This window comes from Methylobacterium persicinum (genome assembly GCF_022179525.1).
Classification (GTDB): Bacteria; Pseudomonadota; Alphaproteobacteria; order Rhizobiales; family Beijerinckiaceae; genus Methylobacterium; species Methylobacterium persicinum.
Window position 1 is genome coordinate 1 of sequence record NZ_BPQX01000023.1, and the last position, 13,889, is coordinate 13,889.

Genomic DNA, 13,889 nt, shown 5'->3' on the forward strand with positions numbered 1-13,889 from the left:
GCCTTCATCGCCACCGAGGACTGGTTCTTCGCGTCGCATTTCCTGCCGATGGCGCGGGCGGCGGTGTCGATGGACTTCGACGTGACGGTGATTGCAAGGGTGCGGGCGCATGGTGCGATCATCGCCGCGACGGGTGCGAGGGTCGTCCCGTTGGAGGCGGAGCGGTCGAGTCTCAACCCCATGGCGGCGGGTTACGCGGCGGGGCAACTCGCCGCGATCCTCAAAGCCCTCAAGCCCGACATCGTGCATTGCATCGCCCTGCGCTCGATCCTCGTTGGGGGAACGGCGGCGGCGATGGCGGACATTCCGCGCCGCGTCTTCGCGGTGACGGGGCTTGGCCTGATCGGCGCCCGAGACGATCGGGTCGGTAAGGCGGCCCGTCTGACTCTTCGTGCGCTGATCCGCGGGCCGCTGGCCTCCAAGCGGACGCGCTTTCTGTTCGAGAACCCCGACGATGCCCTCGCTCTCGGGCTCGACCCGTCGGACCGTACGGTGACGGTCGTGGGAGGCGCCGGTATCGACCCAGCAGCGTACAGTCCCGGTCCGATGCCGCCGCAGCCTCCCTTGAAGGTCGCCGTGGTCGCGCGGATGCTTTGGTCGAAGGGGATCGACATCGCCGTCGAGGGCGTCCGCCTCGCCCGGAGCCGCGGTGCCCTGGTCGAGCTCTCGCTCTACGGAGCGCCCGATCCCGACAACCGCCGTGCGATCCCGGAAGCGACCCTGCGCGGTTGGACAGGGGAGGGGATCGCATGGCACGGGGCGACGACGGATGTGGAAGGGGTCTGGGCCGCTCATCACGTCGCCTGCCTGCCCTCCCGCGGCGGTGAAGGGTTGCCGCGCAGCCTGCTGGAGGCCGCTTCCTGCGGACGGGCCTGTGTCACCACGGACGTTCCGGGTTGCCGTGCCTTGGTGCGGGATGGGATCGAAGGCTTGCTCGTAGCCCCCGGCGATCCCGAGGCACTGGCGGCGGCCCTCGTTCGGCTCGCCGACGATCCCGCCCTCGTGGCCGAATACGGCGCGGCCGCGCGCCGGAGGATCGATACGGACGGTTTTTCCGAAGCCGCCGTCACCGATGCCACATGCCGTCTCTGGCAAGACCTTCTGGACGAGTGACCATGCCCCCGCTCGACGATCCGGAAGGCTTCATCACTGCCAATACGCGGGTCTTGCCCGTCCCGCATGCGCCGGAGATCCGTCTGCATGTCGCCGACGAAGCGACGGAGCTGTGGCAGCGGACGGAGGACGAGCTCCAGGAAATCGGTCTGCCGCCGCCCTTCTGGGCCTTCGCCTGGGCGGGTGGGCAGGCCCTCGCCCGCTACATCCTCGATAACCCGACCCTCGTCGCCGGCCGGCGTGTCGTCGATTTCGCCTCCGGCTCCGGGCTCTGCGCCATCGCCGCCGCCATGGCCGGCGCACGGCATGTGATCGCGAGCGATCTCGACTCCTTCGCGATCGCTGCGATCGGTCTGAATGCCAGGCTGAACGATGTGGCCGACTGCATCGAGGCGACCTCTACCAACCTGTTGGGGACGGACAGCGAGGCAGACCTCGTTCTGGCCGCCGACGTCTTCTACGAACGCGACCTCGCCGGAGCGGTCACGCAGTGGCTGTCCCGGATCCATGGCACGGGGTGTGCCGTGCTGATCGGCGATCCCGGCCGCACCTACCTCCCGAAGGATCGACTCGACTGCCTGGCCACATACACCGTGCCGGTGATGCGCAGCCTTGAGGATGCGGAGGCGAAGCGTAGCCACGTCTGGCGTCTGCGGGCCTGAAGCTCAGGCCGCTGCGCTTCGCATCACGCCGCCGATGCCCTACCTATTGTGGTGCGGCCCGAACCTTGCGCCACCGGCCCCACCTGACCCGAAGGTGTACCATCGTGACACTCCCGCCGCGCCTTCCCCGCGTCGTCGCATTCGCCGCCAGTGCCAAGCGTCCGGCCCGGTCGCGGTTTCTCGTGGAAGCCGTCGCGACGGAACTGTCGCGCCTGCGCCGGATCGATCTGCGGGTTTACGATCTTCTCGACGCAGGGCCCGGCCTCGGTGCTCCCCGGCGTGAGGATCTCACCCTGCCGGCGGCGCGCATGGTCGACGAGATCGAGAGGGCGGATGCCCTGATCCTCGGCACGCCGGTCTACCAGGGCGGTTATGCGGGGCTGTTCAAGCACGTTTTCGATTTCATCGAGCCGGCCAAGCTCGCCGGCAGGCCGGTGGTGCTGACCGCCACGGGCGGCGGGCTGCGCCATTCGCTGGTGGTCGAACATTCTATGAGGCCGCTGTTCGGCTTCTTCGCCGCCCATGTCGCCCCGACATCGATCTATGCCGGGCCGGATTGCATCGCCAACGACGCGGTGCTCGACCCCGCCATCGGCAATCGGATCGCGGCGGCGGCGTCTGAACTCTCAGCGCTGATCGACGTCGCCCGCGCGGCGAAAGCGGGTGCGGCTGCATAACGCGGGCCGCCATTTTCGCGGCGCTCTACCTGAGCAGTAGGCGAGCCGACACACCGTCGAAACATCGGCGGGCCACCGTGTTCATTGCACGACCGCTCACATGGCTCGGGGGCGGCGTGTCATCTTTCTCGGGGGCGGCATGTCTGGTTCCACGGCGACTTCGCGGCAAACGACCGGATCGGTTCTGCCGGCGACCTACGTGACCGCGGCGGGCATGCCCCGCTACAACCCAATCTCACAGCTCCTGCACTGGTTGACGGCCGCCTTCGCCCTCGCGGTGCTGCCGCTGGCCTGGGTCGCCATCAGCCTTCCGCCCAGCGAGACTAAGGGCGCGATGTTCGTCCTGCACAAGTCGGTCGGCATCACGATCTTCGCCATCGTGGCGATCCGCATCCTGTGGCGGGCAGTCCACCCGGCTCCCGCGGACCCGAACACGCCTCGGGCCCTGGAATTGATCGCTAGGGTCAATCATTGGTTGCTTTACGCGATCTTCCTGATCATGCCGGTTAGCGGCTATCTGCTCAGCGCCCTTTCCGGGCGGAGCACGCCGTACTTCTGGCTGTTCACGATCCCCGGACTCGAGAAGAACGAGTCGCTTCAGAAGACATTCGAGGCGATCCACGTCTTTGGGCAGTACGCGGTCTACCTGCTCGTGCTCCTGCACATCGCCGGCACCGTGTGGCACCTCGTGATCCGCAGGGACGGTATCCTGGAGCGGATGCTGCCGGTCCAGGACGGCCGCGGGATGCGCCGTTAATTCACCTGGTTACGGCTCGGTGCGGCGCAGGACGAGCGTCGTGCCGACCTCGGGGTCGCGCCGCCAGTTCCCCTCTCCGTTCGCGACGAGCTCGATCGTGTGGCCCCGCTTGGCCACAAGCGTCATCCGGCCGTTGGCGAAACGCCAGCGCACAGGATTGAACACCTCGATCCCCTCGTCCTGACATCCGGGGAGGAGCTTCACGATGCCGCCCTCTGCAAGGCCGAGGCGGCAGGTGCCCTGTTGGCGGAAGCGGTCGAGGGCGTAGGTGCCCGGCTGAGGGGCACCCTCCTGGACCAAAGGCCGTGCCGCCGGCTGGGGCGCGGGCGGGGCCAGGGCCGCCGGCTGAGCGAGGTCCGGAGCGGGCGCAGGCGCAGCCACCACGGCTTCGGCCTGGGGCGGCTCGGATCCGGGCGGACGCATTCCAATGATATCGAGGGGGACGAGGCTGTAGGTCTCCCCCTGCTCGGTGGCGACGTAGCTCCGCCGGTCCGGTCGCCGCTTGAACAGCAGGACGGGGCGGACGTTGGCATCGACCAAGCGAACGGCTTCATCTGAATAGAGCCAGCCGGCCACCGCTCCCATGAGCGGAAGAGCCCGCCGGCATCCGGCCGGGAAGTTCACCTTCTGCCCGGCTGGTCCGCGATCCCGCAGGAGGGTCATCACGCAACGCCGGGTCGTCCCGTCGCGGGACAGGTCCCACGTCCCCGGAACGTCCGCGACCTTGGTGGGCAACGTCTCCTCGGGGAAGGCGGGCGCGGACGGCGGTGGGCTGGCCGCCGGCATCGTCGCTCCCGGTGCCTCGGGCTGATCCTCCTGAGCGCGGCCCGGTACGGGAACCGCAGCCAGCAGGACGGACAGGGCCGCGGCGTGGAATCGCCTCACGTTCCGGGGCTCCAGGGAGTCTCGGCCACCGGTGTGATCGGCCCGCGTCCCTCGAACCACGACAGGACGTTATCGACCACCAGTTGCGCCATGGCGTTCCGCGTATGCTCCGAGGCAGAGCCGACATGCGGCAGAAGGACGGTGTTGTCCAAGGCCGCGAGGTCGGCCGGGACATGGGGCTCGTTCTCGAACACGTCGAGCCCAGCACCGAGGATCGTCCTGGCCTTGAGGGCTGCGATCAAAGCTGCCTCATCCACGACGCTGCCGCGGGCCACGTTGACGAGGATCCCTTCCGGCCCGAGCGCATCCAGCACGTCCGCATTCACGAGCCCCTTCGTCTCGGCCCCGCCGGGGGCCACCACAATCAGCACATGCACGGCCGCCGCGAGGCTGACCGGCGTCGCGTGATAGGTGTAGGCGACGCCGGCTTGGCGGGTTCGCCCGTAGTAGTCGATCGCCACATCGAATCCTTCGAGGCGCCGGGCGATGGCACGGCCGATCCGCCCGAGGCCCAGGATCCCCACCCTCCGGCCACGCAGGGACGCGGTGAGGGGGAACGGCGAATGGGGCCACCGGCCTTCGCGAAGGTAGCGGTCCGCCTGCGGAAGCCGGCGGATGGTCGCCAGGACAAGGCCGATGGCGAGGTCTGCAACCTCGTCGGTCAGCACGTCGGGCGTGTTCGTTACGATGATGTTCCGCCGGGCGGCAGCGCCCGCGTCAACGGCATCGTAGCCGACGCCGAAATTGGCGATGAGTTCGAGCTTCGGGAGCCGGTCCATCAGCGACCCGTCGATGGCGCCGCCGACGCATACGGCCCTGACGCGCGGGCCAACGCCCCGCAGCAGGGCGTCCGGGTCGGCGGCGTGCTCCAGGCGATGAACCGTGAAGCGGCTGTCGAGCGTTCGCTCGACCAGGGGATGCATCTTGCGCAGAAGCAGGATGTCGGCGGGCGGGGCTCCGGTCATCGGTGCTTAGCTCTTCCCAGAGTTCGATCCGGCGGGATCAGCGAGGCCATACGCCCTGGCGGGCCGGGGGCGCTAGCGTCAGGATGCACGCTTCCTGACAGACGCGACCCTTTCGCCCTTCAACTCTCCCCTGTGTAAGGCCGGCGCCCCTTTCGAAACGCGCCGCCGGTCCTTACTAAGGGGGCTCGGACAGAAGCGACAGCGCTGAACCGAGGCCATCTCCGAAGACAGCAAGACCATGACCAGCCCACGCACCCTCTACGACAAGATCTGGGACGAACACGTCGTCGATGTTCAGCCGGACGGCACGAGCCTCCTCTACATCGACCGCCACCTCGTTCACGAGGTGACGAGTCCCCAGGCGTTCGAAGGGCTTCGCGCCGCCGGCCGGAAGGTCCGGGCGCCGGCCAAGACGCTGGCCGTGGTGGACCACAACGTCCAGACCTCCGACCGCAGCAAGGGCATCGACGACCCCGACAGCCGCACGCAGCTCGAGGCTTTGGCCGAGAACGTCCGTGACTTCGGCATCGAGTTCTACGATGCCCTCGACCGGCGTCAGGGCATCGTCCACATCATCGGGCCGGAGCAGGGCTTCACCCTGCCGGGCCAGACCATCGTGTGCGGCGATTCCCACACCTCGACCCATGGGGCCTTCGGGGCGCTGGCGCACGGCATCGGCACGTCGGAGGTCGAGCACGTGCTCGCGACGCAGACGCTGGTGCAGAAGAAGGCCCGGAACATGCGCATCACCGTCGACGGCAGATTGCCGGCGGGGGTGACGGCCAAGGACATCATCCTGGCGATCATCGGCGAGATCGGCACCGCCGGCGGCACCGGCCACGTGATGGAATATGCCGGCGAGGCGATCCGCGCCCTCTCGATGGAGGGGCGGATGACGATCTGCAATATGTCCATCGAAGGCGGCGCCCGGGCCGGCATGGTCGCCCCGGACGAGACTACCTTCGCCTACGTGAAGGACCGGCCGAAGGCGCCGAAGGGCGCGGCCTTCGACCGGGCCCGGGCCTACTGGGAAAGCCTCGTCACCGACGAGGGCGCGCATTTCGACCGGGAGGTTCGCCTCGACGCGGCCAACCTGCCGCCGCTCGTGAGCTGGGGCACGAGTCCGGAGGACGTGATCTCGGTCCAGGGTCGGATCCCCGATCCGTCGGAGATCGCCGACGAGAACAAGCGGCAATCCAAGGAGAAGGCCCTGGCCTATATGGGCCTGACGCCGGGCACCCGGATCACCGACATCGCGCTCGATCGTGTCTTCATCGGATCGTGCACGAACGGCCGGATCGAGGATCTGCGCGAAGTCGCCCGGGTGGTCGGCGAGCGGAAGGTCCATCAGAGCGTCTCGGCGATGATCGTGCCGGGTTCGGGCCTCGTGAAGGCCCAGGCGGAGGCCGAGGGTCTCGACAAGATTCTGAAGGCGGCGGGCTTCGACTGGCGGGAGCCGGGCTGCTCCATGTGCCTCGGCATGAACCCGGACAAGCTCCGGCCGGGCGAGCGTTGCGCCTCGACCTCGAACCGTAATTTCGAGGGCCGGCAGGGACCCCGCGGGCGGACGCACCTCGTCTCGCCGGCGATGGCGGCCGCGGCGGCCGTGGCTGGACGCTTCGTGGATATCCGCGAGTGGCCCCACGCCTGACGACACGAAAATGACGGCGCGGCGGAATCGCGATTGACGCAGGGCCCCGCGCCGCCTAAACGAACCCGGTCGCCGGCCAAGGCCGACGGCATGCCCAGGTGGCGGAATTGGTAGACGCGCTGGTTTCAGGTACCAGTCTTGCAAGAGGTGAAGGTTCGAGTCCTTTCCTGGGCACCATCAGCCGCCTAAAGCGCTGATCCGCACGACATCATCAGAACAATTTGAGCGACGCAGGCACCATTCGGTAAGCGAATGCGTTCCCTGCCGTTGTGACGTCGTTTGGCCCTCACAGAGCCATTTACATGACGTCGATACACCTCATTTGAGTCCAATATTTTTTCAGATATGTTCGATATTAATGGGATTGTATAGGTTGCTTGACCAGAGCTAATCGGATGTTTTGCCGATCAGCGCGGCCATTGAGCTCAAAATTTGCGTAAACGAGTGATTTACGTACTCCGAACGACTTGCAGAATCGCTCGGTGTTCACCGAAGATGAGCTGAATATCATCTTTGCCGGAGCGATTCTTGCACCCCGCGATCCGCTCACTCGCCGCTGCGATCCTGGTCGCGGCGATCGCGACACCCTCCTTCGCCAGCCCACGCAGCGGCATGTCAAACCGTGGGCGAGATGCAATCGAACGGGATGGGGAGTCCGTCCTGGCCAGGGAGTCGGCGACGGTGGATCGCCAGGAGAAAATGTGGACGCACCTCTCGGCATCCATTTGCGTGGGATGTATCACCGCGGCCAACCGGGTCGCGCCCTCGACGTATGAGCGGACTGCCGCGAACCCCATTGCCGGGGCGAAGGTCATCGCGGCGGGGAATGTCGAGCATATCAAGACGATCCTCAGCCAGAACCCGACCCCGCGTCGGTTCGTCAACATGAAGAAGCGCGTGGCCAAGCTCCACCGGCGGGACCGCAGGCGCCTGGCGGCGCGGGCGCATCGGCTCCGGCTCGCCATGCGCGTGAAGCGCCATGCCGCCCACCTCGCAGCGTTCAGGGCTGCCCCGGCTACCCGGCCGCACCGGATCGGAGCCGTGCAAGCCATATTCCTCCCGGTCTACAAGGCGGGTATGGAAAGCCGCGTCTATCGCATCCCCGTGGACCAACCCTGGGCGCCGCAGGACGATGGGCGTATCTTCGAGACGTTCCGTCCCGTCCCCCCCCGTTTTCGGCGGAGTTGAAGGCGTACCCCGCTCCGGCGAAGGGGGCGGGCGTGATGCCGCGCAGAGGAACCCCACCCGGCATCGCTCCTTGACCGGTCACCGCACTGATGCGGTCGGAGCCCATGTGATGCGATATTCCCCGGCGGCTGCCCTCGGGCTGGCCTTCACCCTGCTGCCTGCCATCGCCCTGGCGCAGGGCAAGCCGCTGCCGCCGCCGTCGAGCGACGTCACGCCACCCATCGAGATGACGATCAGCATGAAGGATGGAAAGCCGGATTGCGCGCCGGCCGAACTCCTCGTTCCGGCGAACACGAACATCACGCTGACCCTCGTCAGCCATGCCGATGCCGAGGTGACGCTCACCATTCCAGGCCAATTCTCGAACGGTCTTGTGCTCCATTCGGACGGTGACTTGGTCCACGTTGAGAGCGAGAAAGGTTATCTCGTCAAGCGCAACGGCAAGGGCACCCTCAAATTGCGTACGGAAGCGCCCGGCAAGGTCGAATACGCCTGCACAAGCACGACGAACCAGAAGGCGCCGTTCATCGGCAATTACGTGCGCAAGTCGCCGAACGGTTGAGTGGAATAAGTCCTCAGAGATCGTCCGGACGCCGATTTAAGGCGACCTCCGGCTCGTCGTCACCCATGGGGATCGGCTCGTTCGTCATTCCGGCCTCGGCATCCGCTTCGGTCCCGGCCCGATCCATCGGGCCATCCTGAGCTTGGACGCCTCCAGTGACGGTGCCCCGCGGCGTGACGGCAAGCCCCTCCCTGTTTTGCGGGCCGCAGGCGGTGTTGCTGTTCGGGTCGGGGCGCATGGGGTCTTCCTGGCTCGTGCGGACGTCATGCCGTCAACATGCTGCGGCCGTCGGCGTTTCCCGAGGCCGCAGCGAGGCGAACGGTCCCGGCTCTGTAAGCGGAGCCCTCAACGTGACGGGTTACAGGTGGGGACGCTGCCGTCTGACCTAGCCTGAAAGGTCTTCCCCTTGTCGGCGCCCGGGATCTTGATCTCTCGAGGGACTGACTTCCCGTCCTTCGAGACCTCGGCTTCGAAGGCCTTCCCGCCGTCGGCCACTTGTTGCATCGGTTCGTGACCAGCCGGCGCCGATGCCGCCGGGGATCCTGATGGGATCCTAATGGGAACGGCCGCCTCTCCCTCTCGAACCCTCACGCGGTTCGCGGCCAGTATGGCCGTCGGCGGGGATCGGTCGCGGAATGGCCGCGGCGGCCCGCCGAACGGACTGCGTGACCATGCTCGATGTCGTTTTCATCGCCGGGGGGCTCGCTTTCTTCGCGGCCAGTGCCGGCTATGCCGCCCTGTGCGAGCGGCTGTGAGGCGGCGGCCATGACCCTCGACCTCGCCCTCGGCGCCCTCGTGACCGCCGGCCTCCTCGTCTACCTCACCTACGCCCTCGTCCGCCCTGAGCGGTTCTGAGCGGCCCGCCGGACCAAACTCCCATGACACTCAACGGCTGGATCCAGATCGCGCTCTTCTGCGTGGTCGTGCTGGCGCTCGTGAAGCCTCTGGGCTTCTACATGACCCGAGTCTTCACCGGGGAGCGCACCTTTCTCTCGCCCGTTCTCGCTCCCATCGAGCGCGGCCTCTACCGCGCGGCGGGCCTCGATGAGCGCCAGGAGCAGACGTGGCTCGGCTATGCCGGCGCCCTGGTGCTGTTCCACGTCTTCGGGTTCGTGCTGCTCTACGCGATTCTGCGCCTGCAGACGCTCTTGCCGCTCAATCCTGCGGGGCAGGGGGAGGTGGCGCCGGACCTCGCCTTCAACACGTCCACGAGCTTTCTGACCAACACCAACTGGCAATCCTACGGCGGGGAGACGACGCTCTCCTACCTATCGCAGATGCTGGGGCTGACGCATCAGAACTTCCTTTCGGCTGCTTCCGGCATCGCCGTGGCGGTGGCGATGATCCGCGGCTTCGGCCGCGCCTCCACCCGAACCCTCGGCTCGTTCTGGGTCGATCTCACCCGGGCGACCCTCTACCTGCTGCTGCCCCTCTGCGTGATCTACACGCTGTTTCTCGTCTGGCAGGGCATCCCGCAGACGCTGGGCGCCTCCGTCGATGCCACGACCCTGGAAGGGGCGACGCAGACGATCGCCCTCGGGCCGGTGGCGAGCCAGGTCGCCATCAAGATGCTCGGCACTAACGGCGGCGGCTTCTTCAACGCCAACGCCGCCCATCCCTTCGAGAACCCAACCGCCCTGGCGAACTTCGTGCAGATGGTCACGATCTTCGCGATCGGGGCCGGCCTGACGAACGTCTTCGGCCGGATGGTCGGAGACGAGCGTCAGGGCTGGGCGATCCTGGCGGCGATGGGGGTCCTGTTCCTAGCCGGCGTCGCCGTCACTTACTGGGCCGAGGCCCAGGGTAGCTCCGTGCTAAACGGGCTCGGCCTCACCGGCGGCAATATGGAGGGGAAGGAGACCCGCTTCGGCATAGCAGCCTCGGCCCTGTTCGCCGTCATCACCACCGCCGCCTCCTGCGGCGCGGTGAATGCCATGCACGATTCGTTCACCGCGCTCGGAGGGCTGGTCCCGCTCATCAACATGCAGCTCGGCGAGGTGATCGTCGGCGGTGTCGGCGCCGGCCTTTACGGGATGCTGATCTTCGTTCTGATCGCGATCTTCGTCGCCGGCCTGATGGTAGGCCGCACCCCGGAATACCTCGGCAAGAAGATCGAGGCGAAGGAGGTGAAGATGGCCATGCTTGGCATCCTCTGCCTGCCGCTGATGATGCTGGGCTTTACCGCGGTGGCGACGGTGCTGCCGGCGGGCCTCGCCGGCCCGGCCAATGCGGGGCCGCACGGCTTCTCGGAGATCCTCTACGCCTACACCTCCGCGGCCGCCAATAACGGATCCGCCTTCGGCGGGCTCACGGCCAACACGCTGTTCTACAACACGACCCTCGCTATCGCGATGCTGGTGGGGCGGTTCTTCGTAAAGATCCCGGCGCTCGCCATCGCCGGCTCCCTCGCGGCCAAGAAGACGCTTCCCGCTTCGGCCGGCACTTTCCCGACCCACGGTGGCCTGTTCGTCGGGCTGTTGGTCGGCGTGGTGCTGATCATCGGCGGCCTGACCTTCTTCCCATCCCTCGCCCTCGGCCCGGTGGTCGAACACTTGGCCGGCAGTGCCGGGCAGACCTTCGGCACGGGCGGCTGACCCCCCCCCCCGGGTCGCCGCCGCCCCATCCTTCCCCATTCGGACATCCGCCATGTCTCGTCCCTCGACGTCCCTGTTCAGTGCCGCCCTCGTCGGGCCGGCCCTCCTTGGAGCCGCCGCCAAGCTCGATCCCCGCGCCATGATCCGGAACCCGGTCATGTTCGTGGTCGAGGTGGTAGCCGCCCTCACGACGGTCCTGTTCCTCCGGGATCTGATCGCCGGGGGATCGGACCTGCTCTTCTCCGGCCAGATCATCCTCTGGCTGTGGTTCACCCTTCTGTTCGCCAACTTCGCCGAGGCCCTGGCCGAGGGGCGGGGCAAGGCGCAAGCGGAATCCCTCCGGCGCACCCGCACGGAGATGACCGCCAAGAGGCTGACCGGTGCTAACCGCAGCTACGAGACCGTTCCCGGCACGTCCCTGAAAGTCGGCGATCTAGTGCTGGTGGAAGCGGGCGACCTCATCCCCTCCGACGGTGAGGTCGTGGCTGGCGTCGCCTCGGTGAACGAGGCGGCCATCACCGGGGAATCGGCCCCGGTGATCCGCGAATCCGGCGGCGACCGGTCGGCGGTGACCGGAGGCACGCAAGTGCTTTCCGACGAGATCACCGTGCGCATCACGGCGGCGGCCGGCTCCACCTTCGTGGACCGGATGATCGCCCTGGTGGAAGGCGCCTCCCGACAAAAGACCCCCAACGAGATCGCCCTGAACATCCTGCTCGCTGGGCTCACCCTCGTCTTCGTCTTCGCGGTAGCGAGCATCCCGAGCTTCGCGAGCTATGCCGGGGGCAGCATCCCCGTGGTGGTGCTCGTGGCATTGTTCGTCACCCTCATTCCCACGACCATCGGCGCGCTGCTCTCAGCCATCGGCATCGCGGGCATGGACAGGCTGGTGCGGTTCAATGTGCTGGCCATGTCGGGCCGGGCCGTCGAGGCGGCCGGAGACGTGGACACGCTGCTCCTCGACAAGACCGGCACGATCACCCTGGGCAACCGGCAGGCGACGGAGTTCCGGCCGATCCGCGGCATCGGCGAGAAGGACCTGGCGGACGCGGCGCAGCTCGCCTCCCTCGCCGACGAAACTCCCGAGGGCCGCTCCATTGTGGTCCTTGCCAAGGAGAAGTACGGCATCCGCGCCCGGGATATGGGCGGTTTGAATGCCACCTTCGTGCCCTTCACCGCGCAGACGCGGATGTCCGGTGTGGACCTTCAGGGTTCGTCGATTCGCAAGGGCGCCGTCGAGGCCGTGATCGCGTCCTTGACCGAGCAGCCGGCCGCCGCCCGCGGACAGGGTGCCGGGCTCGCCGTCCTCGAGCGGGAGCCGGCCGCCGCCGCGGAGGTCCGGGCCATCGCCGAGGACATCGCCAAGGGCGGCGGCACGCCGCTCGCCGTCGCCCGCGACGGACGCCTGCTCGGGGTCGTCTACCTCAAGGACATCGTGAAGGGTGGCATCCGCGAACGCTTCGCCGAGCTGCGGCGGATGGGCATCCGGACGGTGATGATCACCGGCGACAACCCTATGACCGCCGCCGCCATCGCTGCTGAAGCGGGCGTGGACGATTTCCTCGCCCAGGCGACGCCCGAGGACAAGCTGGCGCTCATCCGCCGGGAGCAGGCCGAAGGCAAGCTCGTCGCCATGTGCGGAGACGGCACCAACGATGCCCCGGCCCTCGCCCAGGCCGATGTCGGTGTCGCCATGAACACCGGCACGGTCGCCGCCCGCGAGGCCGGCAACATGGTGGACCTCGACAGCGATCCCACGAAGCTCATCGAGATCGTCGGCATCGGCAAGCAGTTGCTGATGACCCGGGGTGCGCTCACCACCTTCTCCATCGCCAACGACGTGGCGAAGTACTTCGCCATCATCCCGGCGATGTTCCTCGCGCTCTATCCCCAGTTGCAGGCATTGAACGTCATGGGCCTCGCCTCGCCGCAGAGCGCGATCCTGTCGGCGATCATCTTCAATGCGCTGATCATCATTGCCCTGATCCCGCTCGCCCTGAAGGGCGTCGCCTACCGGCCGGTCGGCGCCGCCTCGCTCCTGCGCCGGAACCTCCTGATCTACGGCCTCGGTGGGATGATCGTCCCTTTCATCGGCATCAAGGCCATCGACCTCGCCGTCAGCGCCCTGCACCTCGCCTGATGCCCCGCCACCGTCATAGCCGCCCGGTGCGCGCGATGACGGCGAGGGGACTGAAACGACGCCAGTGAATCGTGAAAGCTTCCGTCATGCTCACCCATCTCCGCCCCACCCTCGTGATCGGCCTTGCCCTGACGGTGATCACGGGTCTCGCCTACCCCCTCGCCATGACCGGTCTGGCCGGGGCCCTTTTCCCCGCGAAGGCGGCCGGCAGCCTTATCGAGCGCGACGGTCGCGTCGTCGGCTCCGGTTTTATCGGCCAGAATTTCACGAAGGCCGGCTATTTCCACGGGCGTCCCTCGGCCACCACCGCGCCGGACCCGGCCGATGCGACCAAGACCTTGCCCGCCCCCTACAACGCGTCGAACTCCGCGGGCTCGAACCTCGGACCGACCAGCAAGGCCCTGGCCGAGCGCGTGAGCGGTGACCTCGCTGCGCTCAGGGCCGAGAACCCCACCGATGCCGTCCCGGTGGATCTCGTCACCACCAGCGGCTCGGGGCTCGATCCGGAGATCTCACCCGAGGCAGCCCTGTTCCAGGTACCCCGCGTCGCCAAGGCGCGCGGTGTTCCGGAGGAGAGTCTGCGCGCCCTGGTGACGTCGCGTGTCCAGGGACGTACCCTCGGCATCCTCGGCGAGCCGCGCGTGAACGTTCTGGCGCTGAACCTCGCCCTGAATGATCTCGCTCGCCCCTGAACC

The 13,889-nt window shown here is 67.5% G+C and carries 14 protein-coding genes and 1 tRNA gene; 12 read left to right on the forward strand and 3 right to left on the reverse strand.

Features of this window, described 5'->3' with window-relative positions:
* The 4 genes from MFF22_RS09945 to MFF22_RS09960 all read left to right on the forward strand — a co-directional run.
* The coding region (locus MFF22_RS09945) for a glycosyltransferase family 4 protein (protein WP_238248815.1) at positions 1-1,113 on the forward strand (1,113 nt) is incomplete at its 5' end.
* Between the two features lie 2 nt (positions 1,114-1,115).
* Complete coding sequence (locus tag MFF22_RS09950; RefSeq protein WP_238248816.1) at positions 1,116-1,775, forward strand: class I SAM-dependent methyltransferase; 660 nt, start codon at positions 1,116-1,118, stop codon at positions 1,773-1,775.
* Positions 1,776-1,879: 104 nt separating this feature from the next.
* Complete coding sequence (locus MFF22_RS09955; RefSeq protein ID WP_238248817.1) at positions 1,880-2,452, forward strand: NAD(P)H-dependent oxidoreductase; 573 nt, start codon at positions 1,880-1,882, stop codon at positions 2,450-2,452.
* 139 nt (positions 2,453-2,591) lie between these two features.
* Positions 2,592-3,209, forward strand: a complete 618-nt coding sequence (locus MFF22_RS09960; RefSeq protein WP_238248818.1) for a cytochrome b — start codon at positions 2,592-2,594, stop codon at positions 3,207-3,209.
* A gap of 9 nt (positions 3,210-3,218) precedes the next feature.
* Here the strand turns inward: MFF22_RS09960 and MFF22_RS09965 are convergent, their stop codons facing one another.
* Positions 3,219-4,094 carry an AprI/Inh family metalloprotease inhibitor gene (locus MFF22_RS09965; RefSeq protein ID WP_238248819.1) on the reverse strand — a complete coding sequence of 292 codons (876 nt, stop codon included), beginning with the start codon at positions 4,092-4,094 and terminating at the stop codon, positions 3,219-3,221.
* Positions 4,091-5,059: a 2-hydroxyacid dehydrogenase gene (locus MFF22_RS09970; RefSeq protein ID WP_238248820.1), complete on the reverse strand. Its 969-nt coding sequence runs from the start codon at positions 5,057-5,059 to the stop codon at positions 4,091-4,093. Before MFF22_RS09970 ends, MFF22_RS09965 begins: the two co-directional genes overlap by 4 nt.
* Positions 5,060-5,297: 238 nt before the next feature.
* Between MFF22_RS09970 and leuC the strand changes: the two genes are divergently transcribed.
* The 4 genes from leuC to MFF22_RS09990 all read left to right on the forward strand — a co-directional run bounded on the left by leuC (position 5,298) and on the right by MFF22_RS09990 (position 8,460).
* Positions 5,298-6,710 (forward strand): 3-isopropylmalate dehydratase large subunit, encoded by a 1,413-nt coding sequence (gene leuC, locus MFF22_RS09975; RefSeq protein WP_238248821.1) that lies wholly within the window; start codon positions 5,298-5,300, stop codon positions 6,708-6,710.
* 92 nt (positions 6,711-6,802) lie between these two features.
* A tRNA-Leu gene (locus tag MFF22_RS09980) sits at positions 6,803-6,887 on the forward strand.
* 522 nt (positions 6,888-7,409) lie between these two features.
* A complete protein-coding gene (locus tag MFF22_RS09985) occupies positions 7,410-7,898 on the forward strand; it encodes a hypothetical protein (protein WP_238248822.1) in 489 nt (162 codons plus the stop codon).
* 109 nt (positions 7,899-8,007) lie between these two features.
* Positions 8,008-8,460: a cupredoxin domain-containing protein gene (locus MFF22_RS09990; RefSeq protein ID WP_238248823.1), complete on the forward strand. Its 453-nt coding sequence runs from the start codon at positions 8,008-8,010 to the stop codon at positions 8,458-8,460.
* A 13-nt stretch (positions 8,461-8,473) separates the two neighbouring features.
* Here MFF22_RS09990 and MFF22_RS09995 read toward each other — a convergent pair whose 3' ends face one another.
* Complete coding sequence (locus tag MFF22_RS09995) at positions 8,474-8,698, reverse strand: hypothetical protein (protein WP_238248824.1); 225 nt, start codon at positions 8,696-8,698, stop codon at positions 8,474-8,476.
* A gap of 527 nt (positions 8,699-9,225) precedes the next feature.
* Between MFF22_RS09995 and MFF22_RS10000 the strand changes: the two genes are divergently transcribed.
* The 4 genes from MFF22_RS10000 (at position 9,226) to MFF22_RS10015 (ending at position 13,886) form a co-directional block, all read left to right on the forward strand.
* Positions 9,226-9,315, forward strand: coding sequence for a K(+)-transporting ATPase subunit F (locus tag MFF22_RS10000; RefSeq protein ID WP_017484418.1), 90 nt, complete (start codon positions 9,226-9,228; stop codon positions 9,313-9,315).
* A gap of 23 nt (positions 9,316-9,338) precedes the next feature.
* The gene (gene kdpA / locus MFF22_RS10005) at positions 9,339-11,054 is read left to right on the forward strand and encodes a potassium-transporting ATPase subunit KdpA (RefSeq protein WP_238248825.1); all 1,716 of its coding nucleotides are present in this window, start codon (positions 9,339-9,341) and stop codon (positions 11,052-11,054) included.
* 52 nt (positions 11,055-11,106) lie between these two features.
* The gene (gene kdpB, locus MFF22_RS10010) at positions 11,107-13,194 is read left to right on the forward strand and encodes a potassium-transporting ATPase subunit KdpB (RefSeq protein ID WP_238248826.1); all 2,088 of its coding nucleotides are present in this window, start codon (positions 11,107-11,109) and stop codon (positions 13,192-13,194) included.
* An 86-nt stretch (positions 13,195-13,280) separates the two neighbouring features.
* A complete protein-coding gene (locus MFF22_RS10015; RefSeq protein ID WP_238248827.1) occupies positions 13,281-13,886 on the forward strand; it encodes a K(+)-transporting ATPase subunit C in 606 nt (201 codons plus the stop codon).
* Positions 13,887-13,889: the final 3 nt, after the last annotated feature.

Coding starts and splice junctions, on each gene's coding strand:
- MFF22_RS09970 (WP_238248820.1), bottom strand. CDS start 5,059: ATGACCGGAGCCCCGCCCGCCGACATCCTGCTTCTGCGCAAGATGCAT.
- MFF22_RS09960 (WP_238248818.1), top strand. CDS start 2,592: ATGTCTGGTTCCACGGCGACTTCGCGGCAAACGACCGGATCGGTTCTG.
- MFF22_RS10015 (WP_238248827.1), top strand. CDS start 13,281: ATGCTCACCCATCTCCGCCCCACCCTCGTGATCGGCCTTGCCCTGACG.
- kdpA (WP_238248825.1), top strand. CDS start 9,339: ATGACACTCAACGGCTGGATCCAGATCGCGCTCTTCTGCGTGGTCGTG.
- MFF22_RS09950 (WP_238248816.1), top strand. CDS start 1,116: ATGCCCCCGCTCGACGATCCGGAAGGCTTCATCACTGCCAATACGCGG.
- MFF22_RS10000 (WP_017484418.1), top strand. CDS start 9,226: ATGACCCTCGACCTCGCCCTCGGCGCCCTCGTGACCGCCGGCCTCCTC.
- MFF22_RS09995 (WP_238248824.1), bottom strand. CDS start 8,698: ATGCGCCCCGACCCGAACAGCAACACCGCCTGCGGCCCGCAAAACAGG.
- MFF22_RS09985 (WP_238248822.1), top strand. CDS start 7,410: ATGTGGACGCACCTCTCGGCATCCATTTGCGTGGGATGTATCACCGCG.
- leuC (WP_238248821.1), top strand. CDS start 5,298: ATGACCAGCCCACGCACCCTCTACGACAAGATCTGGGACGAACACGTC.
- MFF22_RS09990 (WP_238248823.1), top strand. CDS start 8,008: ATGCGATATTCCCCGGCGGCTGCCCTCGGGCTGGCCTTCACCCTGCTG.
- kdpB (WP_238248826.1), top strand. CDS start 11,107: ATGTCTCGTCCCTCGACGTCCCTGTTCAGTGCCGCCCTCGTCGGGCCG.